This is a genomic window from Kitasatospora sp. NPDC051702, assembly GCF_040681575.1.
GTDB lineage: Bacteria > Actinomycetota > Actinomycetes > Streptomycetales > Streptomycetaceae > Kitasatospora.
The window spans coordinates 43,920-65,314 of the sequence record NZ_JBFAZB010000015.1 but is presented as its reverse complement, the minus strand read 5'-3'; the positions used below and the strand labels follow the sequence as shown (position 1 = coordinate 65,314).

General features: G+C 73.3%; 16 protein-coding genes. 9 read left to right on the top strand and 7 right to left on the bottom strand.

Annotated elements, in window-relative coordinates:
* Positions 1–109 precede the first annotated feature (109 nt).
* The 3 genes from AB0N04_RS15470 (at position 110) to AB0N04_RS15460 (ending at position 3,013) form a co-directional block, all read left to right on the top strand.
* Positions 110–838, top strand: a complete 729-nt coding sequence (locus tag AB0N04_RS15470; RefSeq protein WP_360208707.1) for a gamma-glutamyl-gamma-aminobutyrate hydrolase family protein — start codon at positions 110–112, stop codon at positions 836–838.
* Between the two features lie 152 nt (positions 839–990).
* The gene (locus AB0N04_RS15465) at positions 991–2,052 is read left to right on the top strand and encodes a cation diffusion facilitator family transporter (RefSeq protein ID WP_360208705.1); all 1,062 of its coding nucleotides are present in this window, start codon (positions 991–993) and stop codon (positions 2,050–2,052) included.
* Between the two features lie 58 nt (positions 2,053–2,110).
* Positions 2,111–3,013 (top strand): 5'-3' exonuclease, encoded by a 903-nt coding sequence (locus AB0N04_RS15460; protein ID WP_360208936.1) that lies wholly within the window; start codon positions 2,111–2,113, stop codon positions 3,011–3,013.
* A 70-nt stretch (positions 3,014–3,083) separates the two neighbouring features.
* Here the strand turns inward: AB0N04_RS15460 and AB0N04_RS15455 are convergent, their stop codons facing one another.
* Entirely contained in the window at positions 3,084–5,939 is a 2,856-nt protein-coding gene (locus AB0N04_RS15455) for a DEAD/DEAH box helicase (RefSeq protein WP_360208933.1), read from the bottom strand.
* A gap of 254 nt (positions 5,940–6,193) precedes the next feature.
* Here AB0N04_RS15455 and AB0N04_RS15450 point away from each other — a divergent pair, with 254 nt between their 5' ends.
* Entirely contained in the window at positions 6,194–6,568 is a 375-nt protein-coding gene (locus AB0N04_RS15450) for a hypothetical protein (RefSeq protein ID WP_360208703.1), read from the top strand.
* 29 nt (positions 6,569–6,597) lie between these two features.
* A complete protein-coding gene (locus tag AB0N04_RS15445) occupies positions 6,598–7,002 on the top strand; it encodes a metalloregulator ArsR/SmtB family transcription factor (protein WP_360208701.1) in 405 nt (134 codons plus the stop codon).
* Between the two features lie 59 nt (positions 7,003–7,061).
* Here the strand turns inward: AB0N04_RS15445 and AB0N04_RS15440 are convergent, their stop codons facing one another.
* Positions 7,062–8,264, bottom strand: coding sequence for an aminotransferase class V-fold PLP-dependent enzyme (locus AB0N04_RS15440; RefSeq protein ID WP_360208698.1), 1,203 nt, complete (start codon positions 8,262–8,264; stop codon positions 7,062–7,064).
* A gap of 53 nt (positions 8,265–8,317) precedes the next feature.
* Here AB0N04_RS15440 and AB0N04_RS15435 point away from each other — a divergent pair, with 53 nt between their 5' ends.
* From AB0N04_RS15435 to AB0N04_RS15425, 3 genes are all read left to right on the top strand, one after another.
* On the top strand, positions 8,318–10,402 hold the full coding sequence (locus tag AB0N04_RS15435) for a prolyl oligopeptidase family serine peptidase (protein ID WP_360208695.1): 2,085 nt from the start codon (positions 8,318–8,320) through the stop codon (positions 10,400–10,402).
* Between the two features lie 163 nt (positions 10,403–10,565).
* Positions 10,566–10,943, top strand: coding sequence for a YrdB family protein (locus AB0N04_RS15430; RefSeq protein ID WP_360208692.1), 378 nt, complete (start codon positions 10,566–10,568; stop codon positions 10,941–10,943).
* A 142-nt stretch (positions 10,944–11,085) separates the two neighbouring features.
* Positions 11,086–13,455, top strand: coding sequence for an immune inhibitor A domain-containing protein (locus AB0N04_RS15425; protein WP_360208689.1), 2,370 nt, complete (start codon positions 11,086–11,088; stop codon positions 13,453–13,455).
* Positions 13,456–14,017: 562 nt separating this feature from the next.
* Here AB0N04_RS15425 and AB0N04_RS15420 read toward each other — a convergent pair.
* Genes AB0N04_RS15420 through AB0N04_RS15400 form a run of 5 tightly spaced genes read right to left on the bottom strand, consistent with a single transcriptional unit; the run spans position 14,018 to position 19,699 of the window.
* Positions 14,018–14,995: an oligopeptide/dipeptide ABC transporter ATP-binding protein gene (locus AB0N04_RS15420; protein ID WP_360208687.1), complete on the bottom strand. Its 978-nt coding sequence runs from the start codon at positions 14,993–14,995 to the stop codon at positions 14,018–14,020.
* Complete coding sequence (locus AB0N04_RS15415) at positions 14,992–15,993, bottom strand: ABC transporter ATP-binding protein (protein ID WP_360208684.1); 1,002 nt, start codon at positions 15,991–15,993, stop codon at positions 14,992–14,994. Before AB0N04_RS15415 ends, AB0N04_RS15420 begins: the two co-directional genes overlap by 4 nt.
* Positions 15,993–16,979, bottom strand: a complete 987-nt coding sequence (locus AB0N04_RS15410) for an ABC transporter permease (protein WP_360208681.1) — start codon at positions 16,977–16,979, stop codon at positions 15,993–15,995. The genes AB0N04_RS15415 and AB0N04_RS15410 overlap by 1 nt, the downstream gene beginning before the upstream one ends.
* The gene (locus AB0N04_RS15405) at positions 16,976–17,935 is read right to left on the bottom strand and encodes an ABC transporter permease (RefSeq protein WP_360208679.1); all 960 of its coding nucleotides are present in this window, start codon (positions 17,933–17,935) and stop codon (positions 16,976–16,978) included. The genes AB0N04_RS15410 and AB0N04_RS15405 overlap by 4 nt, the downstream gene beginning before the upstream one ends.
* A 12-nt stretch (positions 17,936–17,947) precedes the next feature.
* Entirely contained in the window at positions 17,948–19,699 is a 1,752-nt protein-coding gene (locus tag AB0N04_RS15400; RefSeq protein ID WP_360208676.1) for an ABC transporter substrate-binding protein, read from the bottom strand.
* A gap of 214 nt (positions 19,700–19,913) precedes the next feature.
* Between AB0N04_RS15400 and AB0N04_RS15395 the strand changes: the two genes are divergently transcribed.
* Positions 19,914–21,383 carry an aminopeptidase P family protein gene (locus AB0N04_RS15395; protein WP_360208673.1) on the top strand — a complete coding sequence of 490 codons (1,470 nt, stop codon included), beginning with the start codon at positions 19,914–19,916 and terminating at the stop codon, positions 21,381–21,383.
* The last annotated feature ends 12 nt before the right edge of the window (positions 21,384–21,395 follow it).

Sequence of the window (21,395 nt, the reverse complement as noted above, 5' to 3'; positions counted from 1 at the left end):
GCGAACCGTACGGCCTACGGCGGACGGCGCGGAAGAGGGCGGGCGGGTGTGGCGCGCCGATACGCGTGGTTGACGGGGGAACGAACGGTGCGGGAGGAGAATGCCCGCCATGGATCGCAGGCCTTTCATCGGCGTCAGCACCTACGTGGTCGGCGCGAGTTGGAGCGACTGGCGCGACCGCCGGGTGGCCCTCGTGCCCGAGCGGTACACCGCGTTCGTCCAGGACTCCGGCGGGATCGCCGTCCTCCTGCCGCCCGACGCCCCCGAGCGCGCCCCCGAGGTGCTGGCCCGGCTCGACGCACTGGTCATCGCCGGCGGGCCCGACGTCGACCCCGCCTACTACGGGCAACCCGCCCACCCGCGGACCGAGGTGGACTCGCCCGAGCGCGACCGCTGGGAGGTCGCGCTGCTGCGGGCCGCCCTGGCCGCGGGGATGCCGCTGCTCGGGATCTGCCGCGGCATGCAGGTGCTCAACGTGGTCTGCGGCGGGACGCTCGTGCAGCACCTGCCCGACGTCGTGGCGGTGGACGTCCACGCGGGGACGCCCGGCCGGTACGGCACCCACCTGGTGCGGCCGGTGCCCGGCACGCTGCTCGGCGGGCTGCTGCCGGAGAGCGAGTTGGAGGTGCCGACCTTCCACCACCAGGCCGTCGACCGGCTCGGCGACGGCCTGCGGGTCGGCGCGCACGCACCGGACGGCACGGTGGAGGCGGTGGAGGGCCCCGGGTTCACCCTGGGTGTCCAGTGGCACCCGGAACAGGGCGAGGACCTGCGGGTGATGCAGGCCCTCGTCCAGGCCGCGACCGCGGCCCACCTGGACGCGGCGGTGCTGCTCTAGCGGCCGGTTCCCCCGCCCGGTGGAGCACCCTGAACGGCAACGACAACGGTCACCAGTACAACCTTTGGATCTTTGTCCGATCTGGGGTTCACTTCGGGTGCGGGGCGATCGCGGCCCGTCTCCTCCCACCCGTGCGTCCAGAGAGGACTTCGATGGCCGGGCACGAGCACTCCCTCGACGATCATGCGCATGACCACAAGCACTCCCACGGCCACGGCGGTCACGGCCACGGCCACGGCCACGGCGGCCACTCGCACGCCGTCGCCGCCGACGCCGACCGCCGCTGGTTGATCAGCGCACTCGCCCTGATCGTCGTCTTCATGGCCGGCGAGGTCGTGGTGGGCTTCGCCGCGCAGTCGCTGGCCCTGATCTCCGACGCCGCGCACATGCTCACCGACGCCGCCTCGATCGTCCTCGCCCTGGTCGCGATGCGGCTGTCCGCCCGTCCGGCCCGCGGCGGCTACACCTACGGGCTCAAGCGGGCCGAGATCCTCTCCGCGCAGGCCAACGGCGTGACCCTGCTGGTGCTCTCGGCCTGGCTGGGCTACGAGGCGATCACCCGCCTGCTCGAACCGCCGGAGGTCACCGGCTCCCTGGTCCTGATCACCGCGCTGGTCGGGATCGTGGTCAACCTGGCCGCCACCTGGTGCATGTCCAAGGCCAACCGCAGCTCGCTGAACGTCGAGGGCGCCTTCCAGCACGTGCTCACCGACCTCTACGCGTTCGTCGCCACCGCCATCGCCGGTGTGGTCATGCTGACCACCGGTTTCGTCCGGGCCGACGCGATCGCCTCGCTGATCGTGGTCGCGCTGATGCTCAAGGCCGGCGTGGGCCTGGTCCGGGACTCCGGCCGGATCTTCCTGGAGGCCGCCCCGGCCGGGATCGACCCGGACACCGTCGCCGACCGGATGGTCGCCCAGCCGCTGGTCGAGGAGATCCACGACCTGCACATCTGGGAGATCACCTCCAACCAGCCGGCCCTGTCGGCGCACATCCTGGTCACCCCGGGCGGCGACTGCCACGCCGTGCGACGCGCCCTGCAGCGGCGGCTGGCCGACGAGTACGGCATCACCCACAGCACGCTCCAGGTCGACCACGTCGGCGAGGACGAGGCGGGCGCGCTGCTGCAGATCGCCGCCCCGGGCGAGCTGTCGGCCGAGCACTGCGCGGACGCGCACGGCCCGGTCCACCGCGCCGGCCCGCACGAGCACTGAAGACCGCCCGCCGTCGCCCCCGTACGGCATGATCTGACGCGTGACCGCACCCCGACTGATGCTGCTCGACTCCGCCAGCCTGTACTTCCGGGCCTACTTCGGCGTACCGGACACCCTGCGCTCCCCGCAGGGTGAGCCGGTCAACGCCGTCCGCGGCCTGCTGGACTTCATCGCCCGGCTGGTCCACGACCACCGCCCCGACCAGCTGGTCGCCTGCATGGACGCCGACTGGCGCCCGCAGTGGCGGGTCGACCTCGTCCCCTCGTACAAGACCCACCGGGTCGCCGAGGCGGCCCAGGACGGCGAGGAGGAGGTGCCGGACACCCTCGCCCCGCAGGTCCCGGTGATCGAGCAGGTGCTGGACGCGCTCGGCATCGCCCGGGTCGGCTCCCCCGGTTACGAGGCCGACGACGTGATCGGCACCCTCACCGCCCGCGCGACGGGCCCGGTGCAGATCGTCACCGGGGACCGCGACCTCTTCCAACTGGTCGACGACGCCCGGCGGATCACCGTGCTCTATCCCGTCAAGGGGATGGGCAACCTGCAGGTCACCGACGACGCCCTGCTGGTGGGGAAGTACGGCGTGCGGGGCGCGCAGTACGCCGACATGGCGGCCCTGCGCGGGGATCCGTCCGACGGCCTGCCCGGCGTCAAGGGCATCGGCGAGAAGACCGCCGCCCAGCTGATCAACGAGTACGGCGACCTCGCCGCCATCCGGGCCGCCGCCCTCGACGTCGGCTCGAAGCTCACCCCGGCCCGCCGCCGCAACATCGTCGAGGGCGCCGGCTACCTCGACGTCGCCCCCACGGTGGTCCGGGTCGCCGAGGACGCCCCGCTCCCCGCCTTCGACCCGGCCCTCCCGCACGAGCCGCTGGACCCGATGACCCTGGAGGAGCTCTCCACCCGCTGGGGCCTCGGCACCTCCCTGGACCGCGTCCTGGAGGCCCTGGCCGCCCGCTGACCGCGCGACGCGGACGCGAGGGGCCCGCACGGAGCGATCCGTGCGGGCCCCTCGCGCTCCCCGGTTCGGCTCAGCCCACCGAGGAGTAGGCGATGATGCCGCGGCGGAGGCCGTCGACGGCCTTGCGGGCCGTCCTGCGGAGCTCGACGTCCTCGCCCGCCGCGTCCTGGATCTGGCCGAGGACGTCGATCAGCTGCTTCGTCCAGCGCACGAAGTCGCCGGCCGGCATGTCGGCGTCCCGCAGGACCTGGTCCAGGCTGTGGCCGAGGGCCCAGCGGTAGGCGGCCCAGGCGAAGCCGAGGTCGGGCTCGCGCTGGCCGACGCCCTCGGCGGTGTTGATCCGGTGCTGCTCCTCCAGGGCGTCGAGGTGGCCCCAGATCCGGACCATCTGGCCGAGCGCCTCCTTGGCGGCGCCCTCCGGCACCCGGGGGGCGCCGGCGTCGTCGGCCTGCCGGGCCTCGTAGACGAGCGCGGAGGCGCAGGCGGCGAGCTCGGCGGCGGCCAGGCCGCTCCAGACGCCCTCGCGGATGCACTCGGAGGCGAGCAGGTCGAGCTCGCCGTAGAGCCGGCCGAGCCGCTTGCCGTCCTCGGTGACGGCGTCGCCCTGCAGGTAGCCGAGGTCGGCGAGCAGTCCGCAGACCCGGTCGAAGGTACGGGCGATGGTGTGGGTGCGGGAGCGCATCCGGCGCTCCAGCAGCTCGGTGTCCCGGTGCAGCCGGTGGTAGCGCTCGGCCCAGCGGGCGTGGTCCTCGCGCTCGTCGCAGCCGTGGCAGGGGTGCTGGCGCAGCTCGGTGCGCAGCCGGGTGATCTCCGGGTCGTCGGCGGCGGCGGCCCGGCCGCGGCGGAACCGCTCGGGCTCCAGGTGGCCGGCCTTGGTGCGCAGCGCGGAGGCGAGGTCCCGGCGGGACTGCGGGCTGCGCGGGTTGAAGGACTTCGGGATGCGCACCCGCTCGACGGCGACGACGGGGTGCGGGAAGTCGATCATGGCGAGGCGCTTGACCTGCCGCTCGGCCGTGAGCACCACCGGGCGCGGTCCGTCCTGGAAGTCGGGGTGGCGCGAACCGCCCCGGCCGGAGCGGTCGACCGGCGGCAGGCCCGGGTCGAGGACCAGCGCCAGACCGGCGAACTTGCCGGTGGGGACGTGGATGACGTCGCCCGGCTTGAGCCGCTCGATGGACTCGACGGCGGCGGCGCGGCGCTGGCTGCTGCCCTCGCGGGCGAGCTCGTTCTCGCGGTCCTTGAGCCGGCGGCGCAGGTCCATGTACGCGTCGAAGTCGCCGAGGTGGCAGGTCATCGACGCCCGGTAGCCGTCCAGGCCCTCCTCGTTGCGCTGGACCTGGCGGGCGATGCCGACCACCGAGCGGTCCGCCTGGAACTGGGCGAAGGAGGTCTCGAGCAGTTCGCGCGAGCGGTGCCGGCCGAACTGGGAGACCAGGTTGACGGCCATGTTGTAGGAGGGCCGGAAGCTGGACTTGAGCGGGTAGGTGCGGGTGCCGGCGAGCCCGGCCAGCGCCTCCGGGTCGAGGCCGCGCTGCCAGAGCACCACGGCGTGGCCCTCGATGTCGATGCCGCGCCGCCCGGCCCGGCCGGTGAGCTGGGTGTACTCGCCGGGGGTGACGTCGGCGTGGGTCTCGCCGTTCCACTTGACGAGCTTCTCCATGACCACCGAGCGGGCGGGCATGTTGATGCCGAGGGCCAGCGTCTCGGTCGCGAAGACGGCCTTGACCAGGCCCTTCACGAACAGCTCCTCGACGACCTCCTTGAACCGCGGCAGCATCCCGGCGTGGTGGGCGGCGATGCCGCGCTCCAGGCCGTCCAGCCACTCGAAGTAGCCGAGGACGTGCAGGTCCTCGTCGGGGATGTCGGCGCAGCGCTCCTCGACGATGGCCCGGACCCTGGCGCGGTCGCCGTCCTTGTTGAGCCGCAGGCCGGAGCTGAGGCACTGCTGGACGGCGGCCTCGCAGCCGGCCCGGCTGAAGATGAAGGTGATCGCGGGGAGCAGGCCCTCGGCGTCGAGCCGGTCGATGACGTCCACCCGGCCCGGGGTCCAGACCCGGCCGGGGCGCCCGTTGGGCATGCTGCGGCCCCGGCCGCGGCCGAAGCGGTCGCGCGGGTTGCGGTCGAGCTCGGAGCGGGCGAGCCGGACGAGCTCGGGGTTGACCAGCTTGCCGGGGTTGCGCGGGCCGGCCTTGGGGCGGCCGTCGCGGTCCGGGTCGGCGAACAGGTCGTACATCCGGTTCCCGGCCATCACGTGCTGCCACAGCGGCACCGGGCGGGTCTCGGAGACGATGACCCTGGTGCCGCCGCGGACGGTGTCCAGCCAGTCGCCGAACTCCTCGGCGTTGGAGACGGTCGCGGAGAGCGAGACGAGGGTGACCGACTCGGGGAGGTGGATGATGACCTCCTCCCAGACGGCGCCGCGGAAGCGGTCGGCGAGGTAGTGGACCTCGTCCATGACGACGTAGCCGAGGCCGTCGAGGGTGCTGGAGCCCGCGTAGAGCATGTTGCGGAGCACCTCGGTGGTCATGACCACCACGGGGGCGTCGCCGTTGACGGTGTTGTCGCCGGTGAGCAGGCCGACCTTGGCGGCGCCGTAGCGCTTGACGAGGTCACCGTACTTCTGGTTCGACAGCGCCTTGATCGGCGTGGTGTAGAAGCACTTGCGGCCGGCCTGGAGGGCCAGGTGGACGGCGAACTCGCCGACGATGGTCTTCCCCGAGCCGGTGGGGGCGGCGACCAGCACGCCGGAGCCGGCCTCCAGCGCCTCGCAGGCCTCCACCTGGAAGTCGTCCAGCGGGAAGTCGTACAGCTGCCGGAAGCCGTGGAGGGCGGAGGCCTGCTCCTTGGCCCGGCGGCGGCTGGCCGCGTACGCCTCGGCGGGGCTGAGCTCCCGGTCGTCGTGGGGCTCGGGCTCAGGGGTGTTCATCGCCGTCCGGGTGTGGTTGGTGTGATCTCGCATCTCAGCGAGAGGTTACCCGGCGGCACTGACATCGATAGCACCGTTTTTCCGAGCTGCGAGATCAGATCTCTCTCAGATCCATAGTTGCAAATGTCTTCAAGTGATCAGAGTCCGACCAGCTTCGAACGTCTCCGATCATTCGCGGTGGAACCCGAGCGGTCCTGCTTACCTTCGGTCTCACAGCGGGCTCACCGCCACCTACTCACGGGAGGACACCGACGATGGCGAACCTGGAGACGTCCCTCAAGGAGGCCATGGCGATCGACGGCGCGATCGGCGTCGCGCTGGTCGACTACGGCAGCGGCATGGCGCTCGGCAGCCTCGGCGACGGCGGGGAGCTCGACCTCAACGTCGCCGCCGCCGGGAACACCGACGTGGTCCGGGCCAAGATGCGGGCCATGGAGATGCTCAACCTGCACGACAACGACATCGAGGACATCCTGATCAGCCTCACGAACCAGTACCACATGGTCCGGCCGATCACCACGCCCAGCGGCCGCGGCCTCTTCCTGTTCCTCGCCCTCAACCGCACCCGCTCCAACCTGGCGATGGCCCGCCACCAGCTCAAGCGGATCGAAGTCGCGCTGGAGATCTGAGCGGGCCGACACCAGGGAAGGGGGGCCTCGTGGCGGTAGCGCTTTACCAGGCCAAGGCCGAGTTCTTCCGGATGCTCGGCCATCCCGTCCGGATCCGGGTGCTGGAACTGCTCCAGGCCGGCCCGACACCGGTGCGCGACCTGCTGGCCGAGCTGGCGGTCGAACCGTCCAGCCTCTCCCAGCAGCTCGCGGTGCTGCGCCGGTCCGGCATCGTCACCGCCACCCGGGAGGGCAGCACCGTGGTGTACGCACTGGCCGGCGGCGACGTGGCCGACCTGCTGCGAGCGGCCCGGCGGATCCTCACCGGGCTGCTCGCGGACCAGAACCTGCTGCTCGCCGAACTGCGGGCCGGCGCCGACCGGGCCGACGGGCCGGGCACCGAGCAGGGTGCCGACCGGGAAGCCCAGTTGGGTGCCGGGCAGGCCGCCGGGTAGGAGGCCGGACGGCGGCGCGGGCCCGACGGGGCCCGGCCCGCCCGGCCCGCCCCGCCCGCTCAGCCCTTCAGCAGCCCGGCCAGCCCCTCGGCCAGCCGCTCGTACTCCCCCGGCCGGTTGTACAGCTGTGCACTGACCCGCAGCACCCCGCCGCCGGCCCACGGGCGCACCGCGATCCGGGTGGCCAGCCGCCGCCACACCTCGGCCATCAGCGCCTTCGCCTCCTGCTCCGTCTCGCAGCGGCCGGCCGGCAGCCGGACGGCCCGCATCCACACCCCGGGCGTGCCGGGCAGCGGCGGCAGGCCGGCCCGCTCGGCGAGCACCCGCTGGCCGTACGCGGCGAGCGCGGTGTTGTGCGCGGCCACCGCGGCGGCGTCGAGCGAGCGCAGCAGGTCGAAGCCGGCCGGGGCGGCCAGCCACGGTGTGTAGTCGCAGGTGCCGCGCCATTCGACGTTGCCGGGGAAGCCCTTGTCGTGCTCCCAGGACAGGGCGAGCGGGCGCACCCGCTCCGTCCAGTCCGGCGCCACGGCGAGCACCCCGGTGGCGCGCGGGGCGAAGGCCCACTTGTGCAGGTTGCCGAACCAGAAGTCGGCGTGCGGGTCGGCCGGGGCGGGCAGCATGCCGGGCGCGTGGGCGCCGTCCACGACGGTGGTGACACCGCGCGCGCGCAGCTCGGCGAGCAGGGCCGGACCGGCCACCAGCCGGGCGGTCGGCGAGGTGAGCTGGTCGAGCACGGCGACGGTGACCCGCTCGTCGACGGCGGCGAGCACGGCCTCCCGCACGGCCCGCTCGTCCGGGGCGTCCAGCGGCACCTCGGCCACGACCAGTTCGGCGCCGGTCTCGGCGGCCCGGCGGGCCGCCGCCCCGGTCACCGCGCCGTAGCCGTGGTCGGTGACCAGGATCCGGTCGCCGGGCCGGAGCGCGACGGTGTCCAGGGCGATCGCGACCGCCTCGGTGACGTTGGAGACCAGGGCGAGCCGGTCCGGGTCGGCCGCCAGGTCGGCGGCGATCCGGATCCGGGCCGCCGCGATCCGGGCCGGCAGGTCGGCGAAGAAGCCGTCCGGGTCGAGCTCGTGCTCAGTGCGCAGCTCCTCCTGCACCCGCTGCACCGGGACGGGCACCGCACCGAACGAGCCGTGGTTCAGGTGCGCCGCGCCCGCCGAGACGCTGAACAGCCCGTCGGCCGCGGGCAGCGGGGCCGGGGGTTCGGCGGCCCACAGGTCCTCGATCACGGCATCCTCCCAGGTCGTGATGTGTGACATTTCACATGACAGAGTACTGGTCCGGCCCCGGGCACCGCGACCACCATCGGGCCGTGACCATCACCGATCCTTTCCTGTCCCGCAGCGCCCGAACCGGCCGGTTCACCTTCGGTGCCCCGCGCGCGTTCACCCTCGCCGAGGACGGCACCCGGCTGCTGCTGCTCCGCTCCACCGGCCCCGAGGACCCGGTCGACCGCCTCCACCTGCTCGACACCGCCACCGGCACGGAACGGCTGGTCGCCGACCCCGCCGCGCTCGCCCCCGGGCGCACCGGCCACCGCGACGACCTGCCCGCCGTCGAACGCAGGCTGCGCGAGCGCACCCGGCTGGTCGCCGCCGGCATCGGCGGGTACGCGGCCACCGCCGACCTCGCGACCGCCGTGTTCGTCCTCGACGGCCGGCTGTTCCGCACCGACACCGCCACCGGCACCAGCACCGAACTCCCCGTCGCCGGGCCCGCGTTCGACCCCCGGCCGGACGCCACCGGCGAGCGCGTCGCCTACGTCGCCGAGGACGCCCTGTACGTCACCCCGGACCCCGTGCCGCTCTCCCCCTCCGACGGTGCCCGCTGGGGCGTCGCGGAGTTCGCCGCCGCCGAGGAGCTCGGCCGCTCCCGCGGCCACTGGTGGCGCCCGGACGGCGGCGCCCTGCTGGCCGCCCGGGTCGACGAATCCGCCCTCCCCCGGCGGTACTTCGCCGATCCGTCCCGGCCCGGCGAGCCCGCCGAGGACTTCGCCTACCCGCTGGCCGGCGGCCCCAACGCCGACGTCCAGCTCTGGGTCCTCGGCCTCGACCGCGGCAAGGTCCGGCTGCAGTGGGACGCCGCGGCGTACCCGTACCTCTGCGCCGCCGAGTGGGCCTCGGACGACGAGGTCCTGCTCACCGTCGCCGACCGGCTGCAGCAGAACGTCCTGCTGCTGACCGCCGACCCGACCACCGGCGCGGTCCGCGAACTCTCCCGCACCACCGACGCGTTCTGGGTCGACGACCTGCCCGGCACGCCCGCCCGGCTGGCCGACGGCCGGCTGCTCACCGTCCACGACACCCCGCAGGCCCGCGGACTCGCCGTGGACGGCAAGCCGCTGGACACCACCGGCCTGCAGGTCCGCCGGGTGGTCGGCCGGCTGCGCGGCCGGCTGCTCTGCGAGACCGGCCACGGCGATCCGGCCGACCAGCACGTCCACCTGGTCGACCCGGACGGCGGCGCGCCCGAGGCCGTCAGCACCGGCGGCGGCGTGCACTCGGCGCTGGCCGCGGCCGACACCCTGCTGCTCACCTCGGCCGACGCGGACGGCGTCCGCCGCCGGCTGCTGCGGGGCTTCGGCACGCAGGGGGACGGCGCCGAGCTGCCGCTCACCGACCTCGCCGCCGCACTGCCGTTCCGGGTCCGGCCGAGCCTCGCACGGGTCACCGAACTCGCCCTGCCCACCGCCGTGGTGTACCCGCGCGGGCACGTCCCCGGCCGCCGGCTGCCGGTCCTGCTGGACGTGTACGGCGGCCCCGGCTTCCAGGCCGTGGCCAACGAGCCGCGCCGCTGGCAGCTCCGCCAGTGGTGGGCCGACCAGGGCTTCGCCGTGGTCACCACCGACAACCGCGGCACCCCGTTCGTCTCGCCGGAGTTCACCCGGGCGATCTTCCGCCGCTTCTCCCGGGTGGCCCTGGACGACCAGGTGAACGCCCTGCACGCGCTCGCCGAGCGGCATCCCGACCTGGACCTCGACCGGGTCGGCGTCCGCGGCTGGTCCTACGGCGGCTACTTCGCGGCGCTCGCCGTGCTGCGCCGCCCGGACGTGTTCCACGCGGCCTGCGCGGGCGCCCCGCCCACCGACTTCCGGCACTACGACACCGCCTACACCGAGCGCTACCTGGCGCTGCCCCGGGACAACCCGGAGGGCTACGCGGACGACTGCCTGGTCACCGACGCCCCGGGGCTGACCCGGCCGCTGCTGCTGATCCACGGGCTGGCGGACGACAACGTCCACCCCTCGCACACCCTGCTGCTGTCGGAGGCCCTCACCAGGGCGGGCCGCCCGCACGCCGTGCTGCCGCTGCCGGGCGTCACCCACATGACTCCGGGCGGGGTGAACGAACAGGTCGCGCTGGCCGAACTGGCCTTCCTGCGCTCCTCCCTGGGCTGAATCCGCCCTCCCGCGCCGCCCCCCGGGCCGAACCGTTGAGCTCCCCGGGCCGAACCGTTGAGCTCCCCGGGCCGAACCGTTGAGTTCGCCGGGCCGGGCTGCGACACTCCGCGTGGTCGCCGCCCGGCCCGGGCGGCGCGACGACGACGGGGAGAGCGGACGGATGAGGATCGAAAGACCCGGACCGATCGGCCGACGGCAGTGGACGCCGCTGACCGTGGTCAACGGCGGGCTCGCGTTCGGACTGGAGCTCGCGATGCTGGCGGCGCTCTGCTACTGGGGGTTCAGGACCGGCTCCACGCTCGCCGTCCGGCTGCTGCTGGGCATCGGCGCGCCCGCCCTCGCGGCCGGGCTGTGGGGCCTGTTCCTGGCCGCGGGCGGCCCGCGGTTCCCGCAGCCGCTCGCCGTGGAGATCGTGCTCAAGCTGGCCGTGCTCGGCTCGGCCGCGCTGGCGCTCCACGGCGCCGGGCGCAACACCCTCGCGGTGGTGTACGGGGTGCTCGTGGTGGTGAGCGTGACGGTGGAGTACACCACCCGCTGACGCGCCGACAGGAGGGGCGTCGCACCGCGGTGCGGCGCCCCTCCGCTTGCGCCGACCCTCTTCCACGTGACCCGTGACATGTGAAATATTACCTGCGCTTCGCCGAAGCACGATCCCCCATCCCCCGGAAAGGACCGGTCAGTTGCGCAGACTGTCCGCGGCACTCGCGGCCGCGCTCACCACGAGCGCGATAGCGGCCACCCTCTTGGGCACCCCCGCCCAGGCCGCACCCCCCGCACCCGCCACCATCGCCGCCGCCGAGCAGGGCGCCGGGGCCGGCGGCGCCGAAGCCCCGCCCGCACCGCTCGTCCCCCAGGAGCGCGAACGCCAGGCCCTCCGCAGCAAGGCCCTGGAGCAGCTCAACAAGGGCACCGTCGCCAAGACCGCCGACAAGCGGGCCCCCGCCAAGGTGAAGGTCGGCAACGACTACGTCGAGCTCGCCCACCAGCGCACCGACAAGGTCTTCGTGATCCTCGCCCAGTTCGGCGACCAGGTCGACAACACCACCGAGTACAACGGCCAGCCCCGCTACGGCGGCACCCCGGGCCCGCGGCACAACCAGATCCCCGAGCCGGGCCGGGACGACAACCACACCCTGTGGTCCGCCGACTTCGACCGGGACCATTACCAGAAGATGTTCTTCGACGACACGCCGGGCGCCGTGTCGATGCGCAACTACTACCGCACCCAGTCCTCCGGCCGGTACGACGTCCAGGGCACCGTCAGCGACTGGGTCACCGTGCCGTACAACGAGGCCCGCTACGGCAGCAACAAGGGCCCGCAGGGCTCCGGCGCCTGGACCCAGGCCCAGGAGTTCGTCCGGGACGCCGTCAAGGCCTGGTACGACGGTGAGATCGCCAAGGGCCGCAGCGCGGCCGACATCAGGGCCCAGCTCGCCCAGTACGACGTGCACGACCGCTACGACCACGACAAGGACGGCGACTTCGACCGCCCCGACGGCTACCTCGACAACGTCATCGTGGTGCACGCGGGCGTCGACGAGACCTGGGGCGGCGGCGCCCAGGGCGCCGACGCCCTGTGGGCGCACCGCAGCTGGGCGTTCCCGGACGCCACCGGCCAGACCGGGCCGGAGGGCGACAAGATCGGCGGCGCGCCGGTCGGCGACACCGGTCTCTACGTCTACGACTACGTCCAGGCCGGCGAGAACAGCGGTGTCGGCCTGTTCGCCCACGAGTACGGCCACAACCTCGGCCTGCCGGACCTGTACAGCACCACCGGCGGCGACAACAGCGTCAACTTCTGGTCGCTGATGTCCTCCGGCTCGTACCTCGGCAAGGGGCCGAACACCACCGGCGGCTACCCGGGCGACCTCGACGCCTGGAGCAAGCTCCAGTTCGGCTGGCTCAACTACGACGAGGCGCAGGCCGCCACCCGGTCCAGCCACGCCCTCGGGGTGAGCAGCTACAACACCGACCAGGCCCAGGCCGTCCTGGTCCACCTGCCGGACGGCACCACCAGCACCGATCTCGCCGACCCGTACGAGGGCGGCAAGCAGTGGTGGAGCGACACCGGCGACAACCTCGACAACTCCCTCACCCGGGACGTCGACCTGCGCACCGCCGCCGGACCGGCCGCCCTGGACGCGGCGGTCTGGTACGACACCGAACAGGACTACGACTTCCTCACCGTCGAGGCCACCACCGACCAGGGCAAGCACTGGACGGCACTGGGCGGCACCGTGGACGGCTCGCCGATCGGCAACACCACCGCCAACACCCCCGGCCTCAGCGGCAGTTCGGGCGGCTACCGGAAGCTGCACATCCCGCTGGACGGCTACCTCGGCCAGCAGGTCCGGCTGCGCGTCCACGCCACCTCGGACGGCAACACCCACGGCCGCGGCGTGCTGGTCGACGCCGTGCAGCTGACCGCCGGCGGCACCGTGCTGTTCGCCGACGGCGCCGAGAACGGCACCGGCGGCTGGACCGCCACCGGCTTCACCGTCATCACCGGCCGCACCGCCGTCAAGCAGCACCCGCGCGCGTACATCGCCGAGAACCGCCGCTACACCGGATACGGCGCGTTCCTGAAGACCGGCCCGTACAACTTCGGGTACACCGGCGTCACCGGCAAGGCCAACGTCGTCGACACCTACCCGTACCAGGAGGGCGTCCTGCTCTGGCTGTGGGACACCTCCTACGGCGACAACAACACCAAGGACCACCCCGGCGGCGGGCTGATCCTGCCGATCGACGCCCACCCGGCGCCGATCCGCTTCGCCGACGGCACCCTGGTCAACGGGCGGGCGCAGACCTACGACGCGACGTTCTCGCTCAAGCCGACCACGCCGTTCACCCTGCACAAGGGCGGCGTCGCGGTGCGGATCCCGTCCGAGCCGGCCGTCCCGGTGTTCAACGACCACACCGGCGTGTACGCCGACCCGGCCACCCCGCAGCTCTCGGTGAAGGTGCCGGACACCAACACCCGGATCGAGGTCGTCCGGGAGTCCCAGGGCGGGCGGATCACCACCGTGCGGGTGGGGCCGGCCTCCTGAGGCACGACCGGACCACGACCGGACCACGGTCGGACACCGCCGAGCACAACTGATCCACGACCGTCCGGGTGCGGCCCGCCGGATCGCACCCGGACGGCGAAGGCCCCGGTTCCCTTCCGACGAAGGGGACCGGGGCCGTTCCGTGCCCCGCCCACCGCACCGGGCGGGCGCACGTCCCGCCCGGGCGAGGGCCGTTCGGCCGACGGCGACCCGGGCGAGGGCCGAGTTCGGCCGTCGGCGACCGGGGAGAGGGCCGTTCGGCCACCGGCGACCTGGGCAAGGGCCGTTCGGCCGACGCGACCCGGCCGCAGACCGAAGCCCGGCGGGGCGCCCCGCCGGGGCCCCGCCGGGGCCCCGCCGGGGCCCCGCCGGGCAGCGCGAGAACCCGGTCGGACGCGGCCCTCGTGAGGTTCCCCGCCGCGTCCGACCGGGCGCGTGACGGCGAGGGGGTGCCCCTCGCCCGTTGGATGCCGCACCGCCCCGCGTGGGAACAGCGGGACGGTACGGCGGTCTGTGCCGGCCGGCCGCGGGGTGCGCCCCCGCGGCCGGCCCGTACCCGGAGTCAGGCCTCCGGGAAGTGGCAGGCCGCCTGCCGGCCGCCCGCACCGGCGATCTGCAGCAGCGGACGCTCCGTCCGGCAGACCTCCTGCGCCTTCGGGCAGCGCGGGTGGAAGGTGCACCCGGACGGCGGGTTGGCCGGGCTCGGCGGGTCGCCGAGCAGCACGATCCGTTCCCGGGCCCGCTCCGCCGCAGGGTCCGGCAGCGGCACCGCGGACAGCAGCGCCCTGGTGTACGGGTGCGCGGGGTTGCCGTAGACCTCGGCCTTGTCGCCGATCTCGACGATCCGCCCGAGGTACATCACCGCCACCCGGTCGCAGACCCGCTTGACCACCGAGAGGTCGTGCGCGATGAACACGTACGCCAGGCCGAGCTCCCGCTGGAGCCGTTCCATCAGGTTGACCACCTGGGCCTGGATGGACACGTCGAGCGCGGAGACCGGCTCGTCGGCGATGACCAGCCTGGGTGAGGTGGCGAGCGAGCGGGCGATGCCGATGCGCTGCGCCTGGCCGCCGGAGAACTCGTGCGGGTAGCGGTCGATGTGCTCGGGGATCAGCCCGACCAGGTCCATCAGCTCGCCGGCCCGCCGGCGCGCGTCCGCCGCGCTCGAACCCTGGATCAGCATCGGCTCGGAGATGATCCGGGCCACCGTCTGCCGGGGGTTGAGCGAGGAGTACGGGTCCTGGAAGACCATCTGCAGGTGCCTGCGGTACGGCCTCAGCCGGGCCTGCGGGAGCCCGCCGATCTCGGTGCCGTCGAAGGTGACGGTGCCCGAGGTCGGGTCGAGCAGCCGGACGATCATCCGCCCGGTGGTCGACTTGCCGCAGCCGGACTCGCCGACCAGGCCGAGTGTCTCGCCGCGTCCGACGTCGAAGCTGACGCCGTCCACGGCCCGGACCGGGGGGCCGGGCCGGCCGGTGCGCCCGCGCCGACCGGGGAAGGTCTTCACCAGGTCCCGTACGGACAGCAGGGTGTCGGTCATGGCCGTGCTCCTTCCGGCACCAGGGGCAGGTGGCAGGCGGCCTGGTGGCCGGGGGCGAGCGGGCCGAGCAGCGGGCGCTCGGCCCGGCAGCGGGCGTGTTCCTCGGCGGACGCGGCGGTGGTGCGGGCGCAGCGCGGGGCGAAGGAGCAGCCGGGGGCGGGGGCGATCAGTGACGGCGGACTGCCGGGGATGGCCCGCAGCGGGGCGTCGTCGGTGTCGTCCAGCCGGGGCAGCGAGTCCAGCAGGCCTCGGGTGTAGGGGTGCGCGGGGGTGGCGAACAGCCGGTCCACCGGCGCTTGTTCGGCGGCCCGGCCGCCGTACATCACCAGCACCTCGTGGGCGACCCGGGCGACCACGCCGAGGTCGTGGGTGATCATGACGACGCCGAGGCCGCGCTCCTGCTGGATGCGGGCGATCAGGTCGAGGATCTGCGCCTGCACGGTGACGTCGAGGGCCGTGGTGGGCTCGTCGGCGATCAGCAGCTCGGGCTCGCAGGCGAGCGCCATGGCGATCATGACGCGCTGGCGCATGCCACCGGAGAACTGGTGCGGGTACTCGTCGACCCGGCGGGCCGGCTCCGGGATGCCGACCTCCGCCAGCATCTCGACCGCGCGTTCGCGGCCGGCCTTGCGGGAGGCCCTGAAGTGCACCCGGTAGTGCTCGGCGATCTGCTCCCCGACGGTGTAGAAGGGGTGCAGGCTGGACAGCGGGTCCTGGAAGATCATCGCGATCCGGCGGCCCCGGACGGCGCCGAGTTCGCGCTCGCCCAGCCCGTTCAGCTCCTGCCCGTTCAGCCGGATCGAGCCGGTGACGGCGGCGCCGCGGTGCAGTCCCATGACGGCCAGCGAGGTGACCGACTTGCCGCTGCCGGACTCGCCGACCAGGCCGAGCGTGCGCCCGGCCCCGACGGTGAAGGAGATGCCGTCCACCGCCCGGACGACGCCGCGGGGCGTGTCGAAGGAGACCCCGAGGTCCTCGACCTCCAACAGTGCGGTCATCAGTACCTCACTCTCGGGTCGACGAACGCGTAGAGCAGGTCGACCAGCAGGTTCGCCGCGACGATGAAGAAGGCCGCGAGCAGGGTGACGCCGAGGATGACGGGCTGGTCGGAGCGGCCCAGGCCGTCGTAGAACAGCCGGCCGACGCCCGGCAGGCCGAAGATGGACTCGGTGATGACGGCACCGGCCAGCAGCCCGCCGAGGTCCATGCCGAAGATGGTGAGGATCGGCGTCATCCCGGCGCGCAGTCCGTGCTTGACGGTGACGGTCCGCGCCGGCAGGCCCTTGGCCCGGGCGGTGCGGATGTACGGTTCGGCCATCGTCTCGATCATCGAGTTGCGGCTCTGCCGGGCGTACATGGCCGCGTACAGCAGGGCCAGCGCGATCCACGGCAGCAGCAGGTTGGAGGCCCACGCGAAGGGGTTCTCGCCGAACGCGTGGTACGCCGGGTAGGGCAGCAGCCCGGCCGTGCGCACGACGCCCCAGATCAGCATGATCGAGGTGAAGTAGACCGGCAGCGAGGCGGTGCCGACGGAGAGCACCATCAGGGTCCGGTCGGTGACCCCGCCCTTGCGCAGCGCCGAGGTGACGCCGGCGCCCAGTCCGAGGAGCAGCCAGAGCACGGCCGCGCCGAGGGCCAGCGAGATCGAGACCGGCAGGCGGTCGGTGAGCAGGTCCCAGACCGGCAGCCCGTACTCGTAGGAGTAGCCGAGGCACGGGAAGCCGCAGTGCACGGCGCTGGGGCCGCTGCCGTAGTCGCGGCCGGCGAAGATGCCGCCCAGGTAGGCGAGGAACTGCTCCCAGACCGGCTTGTCCAGGCCCATCGCGGCCTTGACGTCGGCGAGCCGCTCGGGGCTGCAGGTCTTCCCGCAGGCCGCCGCGGCCGGATCGTTCGGCAGCAGGTAGAAGATGGTGAAGGTGATGGCGCAGATGGCGAGCAGGATGCCCGCCACGCCGAGCAGGCGGCGCCCGAGGTAGAGGATCACGACCGGCCTCCCCGGGGGTCGAGGATGTCGCGCAGCGCGTCCCCGAGCAGGGTGAAGGCGAGCACGGCGAGGAACAGGAAGACCGTCGGGATCAGGAAGTACGTCGGGTCGGTCTCGTAGTGGACGATGCTCTCGGCGATCATCTGGCCCCAGGAGGGCGTCGGCGGGCGGACGCCCACGCCGAGGTAGCTGAGCGCGGCCTCGGTGGCGATCATGCCGGGGATGAGCAGCGTGGTGTAGGCGATGATCGGACCGGAGACGTTCGGCAGGATCTCCCGGGTGAGGATCCGCCAGGAGCGGGCCCCGCCGACCTTGGCGGCCTCGACGTACTCCCGGTGCTTGAGCGACAGGGTCTGTCCGCGCACCACGCGGGCGATGCCGGGCCAGGTGAACAGGCCGATGACCAGGGTGATCAGCAGGATCCGGTTGACGTCCCTGGCCACCGACATCATCGCGATCATGAAGATCAGCGAGGGGAAGGACATCGTGAGGTCCATCAGCCGGGACAACAGGGTGTCGGTCCGACCGCCGAAGTAGCCGGCGGCGATGCCGGCCAGCGTGCCGGTGGCCACGACCACGGCGGTGGCCGTGAAGGCGATCAGCAGCGAGACCTGGCCACCGTGCAGCACCCGGGCGAACAGGTCGCGCCCGGTGATCGGCTCGACGCCCAGCCAGTGCCGGGCCCCGATGCCGCCGAAGTCGCCCCGGGGCATGCCGCCCAGGTACGGGTCGACGGCGCGCTTGTCGAACTCCTCGGGGGACCAGCCGCCGAGCGAGCTCAGCGGTCCGGCCAGGGCGGCGGCGAGCAGCAGCACGCCGACCGTGATCAGGCCGAAGCGGGCCGACCCCTTCGCCCACAGCTGGTCCCAGACCAGCCGCCACGGGCCGCGTCCGGCGGCCTTCGCGGGGCCCGCCGCCGTGCTGTCCACGGCGGCGGGCTCAGTGGTGGTACTCATCGGTGCGGCCCCTCAGCCCTTGCCCTTGGCGGGGTCCTTGAGGCCGACCACGGCGAGGTCGATCATGCCGGCGTAGCCGGAGTTGCCGAACGCGCCGGCCACGTTGGTGCCGACCAGCAGCGGGCGGCGCTGCCACATCAGCGGGACGGCCGGGGCCTTCTTCATCAGGTCCTCGTCCAGCTGCTGCCAGGCCTTGTTGGCCTCGTTGACGTCCGTCATGGCCGCGATCTGGTCCATCCGGTCCATCGTGGCCTGGTCCTTGAACTGGCTGTAGTTGCCCTGGTTGCCCTTCTCCTTGATGGTGCGGCCGTCGAAGAGGAACGGCAGGAAGGTCGCACCGGACGGGTAGTCGGGGCACCAGCCGTTGATGGTCAGCTCGGGAGCGTTCTTGATGTCGCCGATGGTGTCGGCGAAGGCGGACGGGTCCACGGTGTTGACGGTGACCTGGACGCCGACCTTGGCCAGCGACTGCTGGATCGCCTCGGCGCGGGTCTTGTCGCCGAGCGAGACGGTGAGCCCGACCTTGAGGTCGGTCTTGCCCGCCGCCTTCAGCAGGTCCTTGGCCTTCTGCGGGTCACCGGCCGCCGGGATCTTCAGCGGGTCGGCCTTGACCCCGCCGGTCAGCGAGGGCGGCAGGAAGGAGGTCGCCACGTCGGTCACCGCCGGGCCGCCGAAGGCCGTCACCTGGGCCTCGCGGTCGACCGCCCACATCATCGCCTCGCGCACCTTGGGGTCGTCGAAGGGCGCCTTGGCGGTGTTCATGTAGAGCATGTCGGTGCAGCCGGTCTGCTCCGCCGCCATGCGGGACTTGACGTCCGCCTTGGGCAGCACCTTGGCGACCGACTCGTGCTGCATCCAGGGCATGTTGATGGCGTTGGCGTCGGCGCCGTCGCTGGCGATGATCCGGTCGTCCGCCTGGCCGCCCTTGATGCCCTGGGTGACCACGATCCGGTCCGGGTACGCCTTGCGGACGGTGTCGGTGGACTGGTCCCAGTTGGTGTTGCGGACCAGCACCAGCTGCTTGCCGCGGTCGTAGGTCTCGATCTTGTACGGCCCGGAGGAGAACACGTGCGAGTCGTACTGGGTGCCCTTCTCCTGGGACTGCGGCACCGGGGAGAAGGTCGGCAGGGTGACGGTGTCCGAGAACTCGGCGACCGGGCGCTTGAGGTGGAAGACGATGGTCCGGTCGTCCGGCGTCTCGATGCTCGCCAGGTGCTCGCCGCTCAGCGGGCCCTTGTAGTTCTCGCCGCCGGCCAGGTACTGGGCCGCGTAGTCGGGGCCGCCGGTGAGGTCCGGGGAGAAGGACCGCTCGACGTTGTACTTGATGTCGGCGGACTTGATCGGGCTGCCGTCCTCGTACTTGAGGCCGTCCTTCAGGGTGAACGTCCACACCTTGCCGCCCTCGGAGGACTTGCCCAGGTCGGTGGCGAGGTCCGGGACGATCTCGCTGCCGGCCGCGCCCGGCTCGGACTTGAAGGTGGTCAGCGTGCGGTAGAGCAGCCGGGTGCCGAAGTCCATGTGCGGCACCACCCAGTTGCGGGCCGGGTCGAGGTGGGCGAAGTCCTGGTTGGTGAGGACGGTGAGGGTGCCGCCCTTGACCGGCGTGCCGCCGATGACCGAGCCGGACTCCGCGCCCGGGCCCTTGCTGCTGGAGGGCGCGGCGTCGCCGCCGGTGTCGCTCTTGTCGTTCTTGCAGGCCCCGAGGCCGAGGGTGAGGGTGGCCGCGAGTGCCGCCGCGAGGGCGGCGTGGGTGCGCCTGGTCATGTGCAACTCCGCTGTGGGGGGCCTGCCGTGAAGCCCGTGGTCCACCCCGGCAGTGGTCCGGGGCCCGACCGGGAGGGCGGCCGTCAAGGCCTGGCCGCTCCGCGGTGTGACCCGTAACATAGTAATGTGAAATTGCACTGCACAAGAGGTGACGCCGCTCGTTACCGAGCTGTGTCCGTGCCGCACCTCCCCAGCCCCGCATAGGAGTTCACCGGTGACCACGCCCCAGACCGGCCTCCACACCGGAAGCCACGACCTCCCCGTCTCCCCCGCCCTCGACGCCTTCATGGCCACCCGGTGGGCCCCCACCCCCCTCCCCGCCGACCGGCGCGCCCCCGGCCACGACCGCCTGCCGGGCCGTCACGCCCGGCTCTCCGCCGCCTTCCCCGGCGAACGCCTGGTCGTCCCCGCCGGCCGCCTCAAGGTCCGCTGCAACGACCTCGACCACCGCTTCCGGCCGCACAGCGCCTACGCCTGGCTCACCTGCCTCACCGGCGAGGACCAGGCCGACCACGTGCTCGTCCTCGAACCGGCCGGCCCCGCGGGCCACGAACCCGTCCTCTACCTGCGCCCCCGCTCCCCCCGCAGCGGCGGCCACGCCGCCGGCTCCGAGTTCTACCGCGACCGCCGCTACGGCGAGTTCTGGGTCGGCCGCCGCCCCGACCTCGCCGAGGCCGCCGCCCTCACCGGGCTGCGCACCGAACACCTCGACGACCTCGGCAAACTCCTCACCGGCCCCCAGCCGCCCACCCGCGTCCTGGCCGGCACCGACCCGCTCGTCGACGAGGCCACCGGACGGCCCGGCCCGCACGCCCGCGCCGACGGCGAACTCGCCGCCGTCCTCTCCGAACTGCGCCTGGTCAAGGACACCTGGGAGGTCGACCAGCTGCAACTCGCCGTCGACCACACCGTCACCGGCTTCCAGGACGTCGTCCGCGCCCTGCCCACCGCCCTGCACCACCCCCGCGGCGAACGCTGGATCGAAGGCGTCTTCGACCTGCGCGCCCGCGCCGAGGGCAACGGCACCAGCTACACCACCATCGCCGCCTCCGGCGCCCACGCCTGCGTCCTGCACTGGATCCGCAACGACGGCGCCCTCGACCCGGACTCCCTGCTCCTGCTCGACGCCGGCGTCGAGACCGACACCCTCTACGCCGCCGACATCACCCGCACCCTCCCGCTCAGCGGCACCTTCAACCCCGTCCAGCGCCAGGCCTACGACCTCGTCCTCGCCGCCCAGAGCGCCGGCATCGCCGCACTGCGCCCCGGCGCCCGCTTCCGCGACTTCCACCGCGCCGCCATGCGCGTCATCGCCGAAGGCCTCGCCGACTGGGGCGTCCTGCGCATCCCCGCCGAACAGGCCCTCGAGGACGACAACGGCCTCCACCGCCGCTACACCCTCTGCGGCAGCGGCCACATGCTCGGCCTCGACTACCACGACTGCGCCAGGGCCCGCGCCGACCGCTACCTCGACGGCGTCCTCGAACCCGGCATGGTCCTCACCGTCGAACCCGGCCTCTACCTCCAGCCCGACGACGAGACCCTCCCCGTCGAGCTCCGCGGCCTCGGCATCCGCATCGAGGACGACCTCGTCATCACCCCGGACGGCGCCCGCCTGATGTCCCACGCCCTCCCCAGGACCGCCCCGGCCATCGAGTCCTGGATGTCCGACCTCCTGCGCTGACCACCCCGGCGG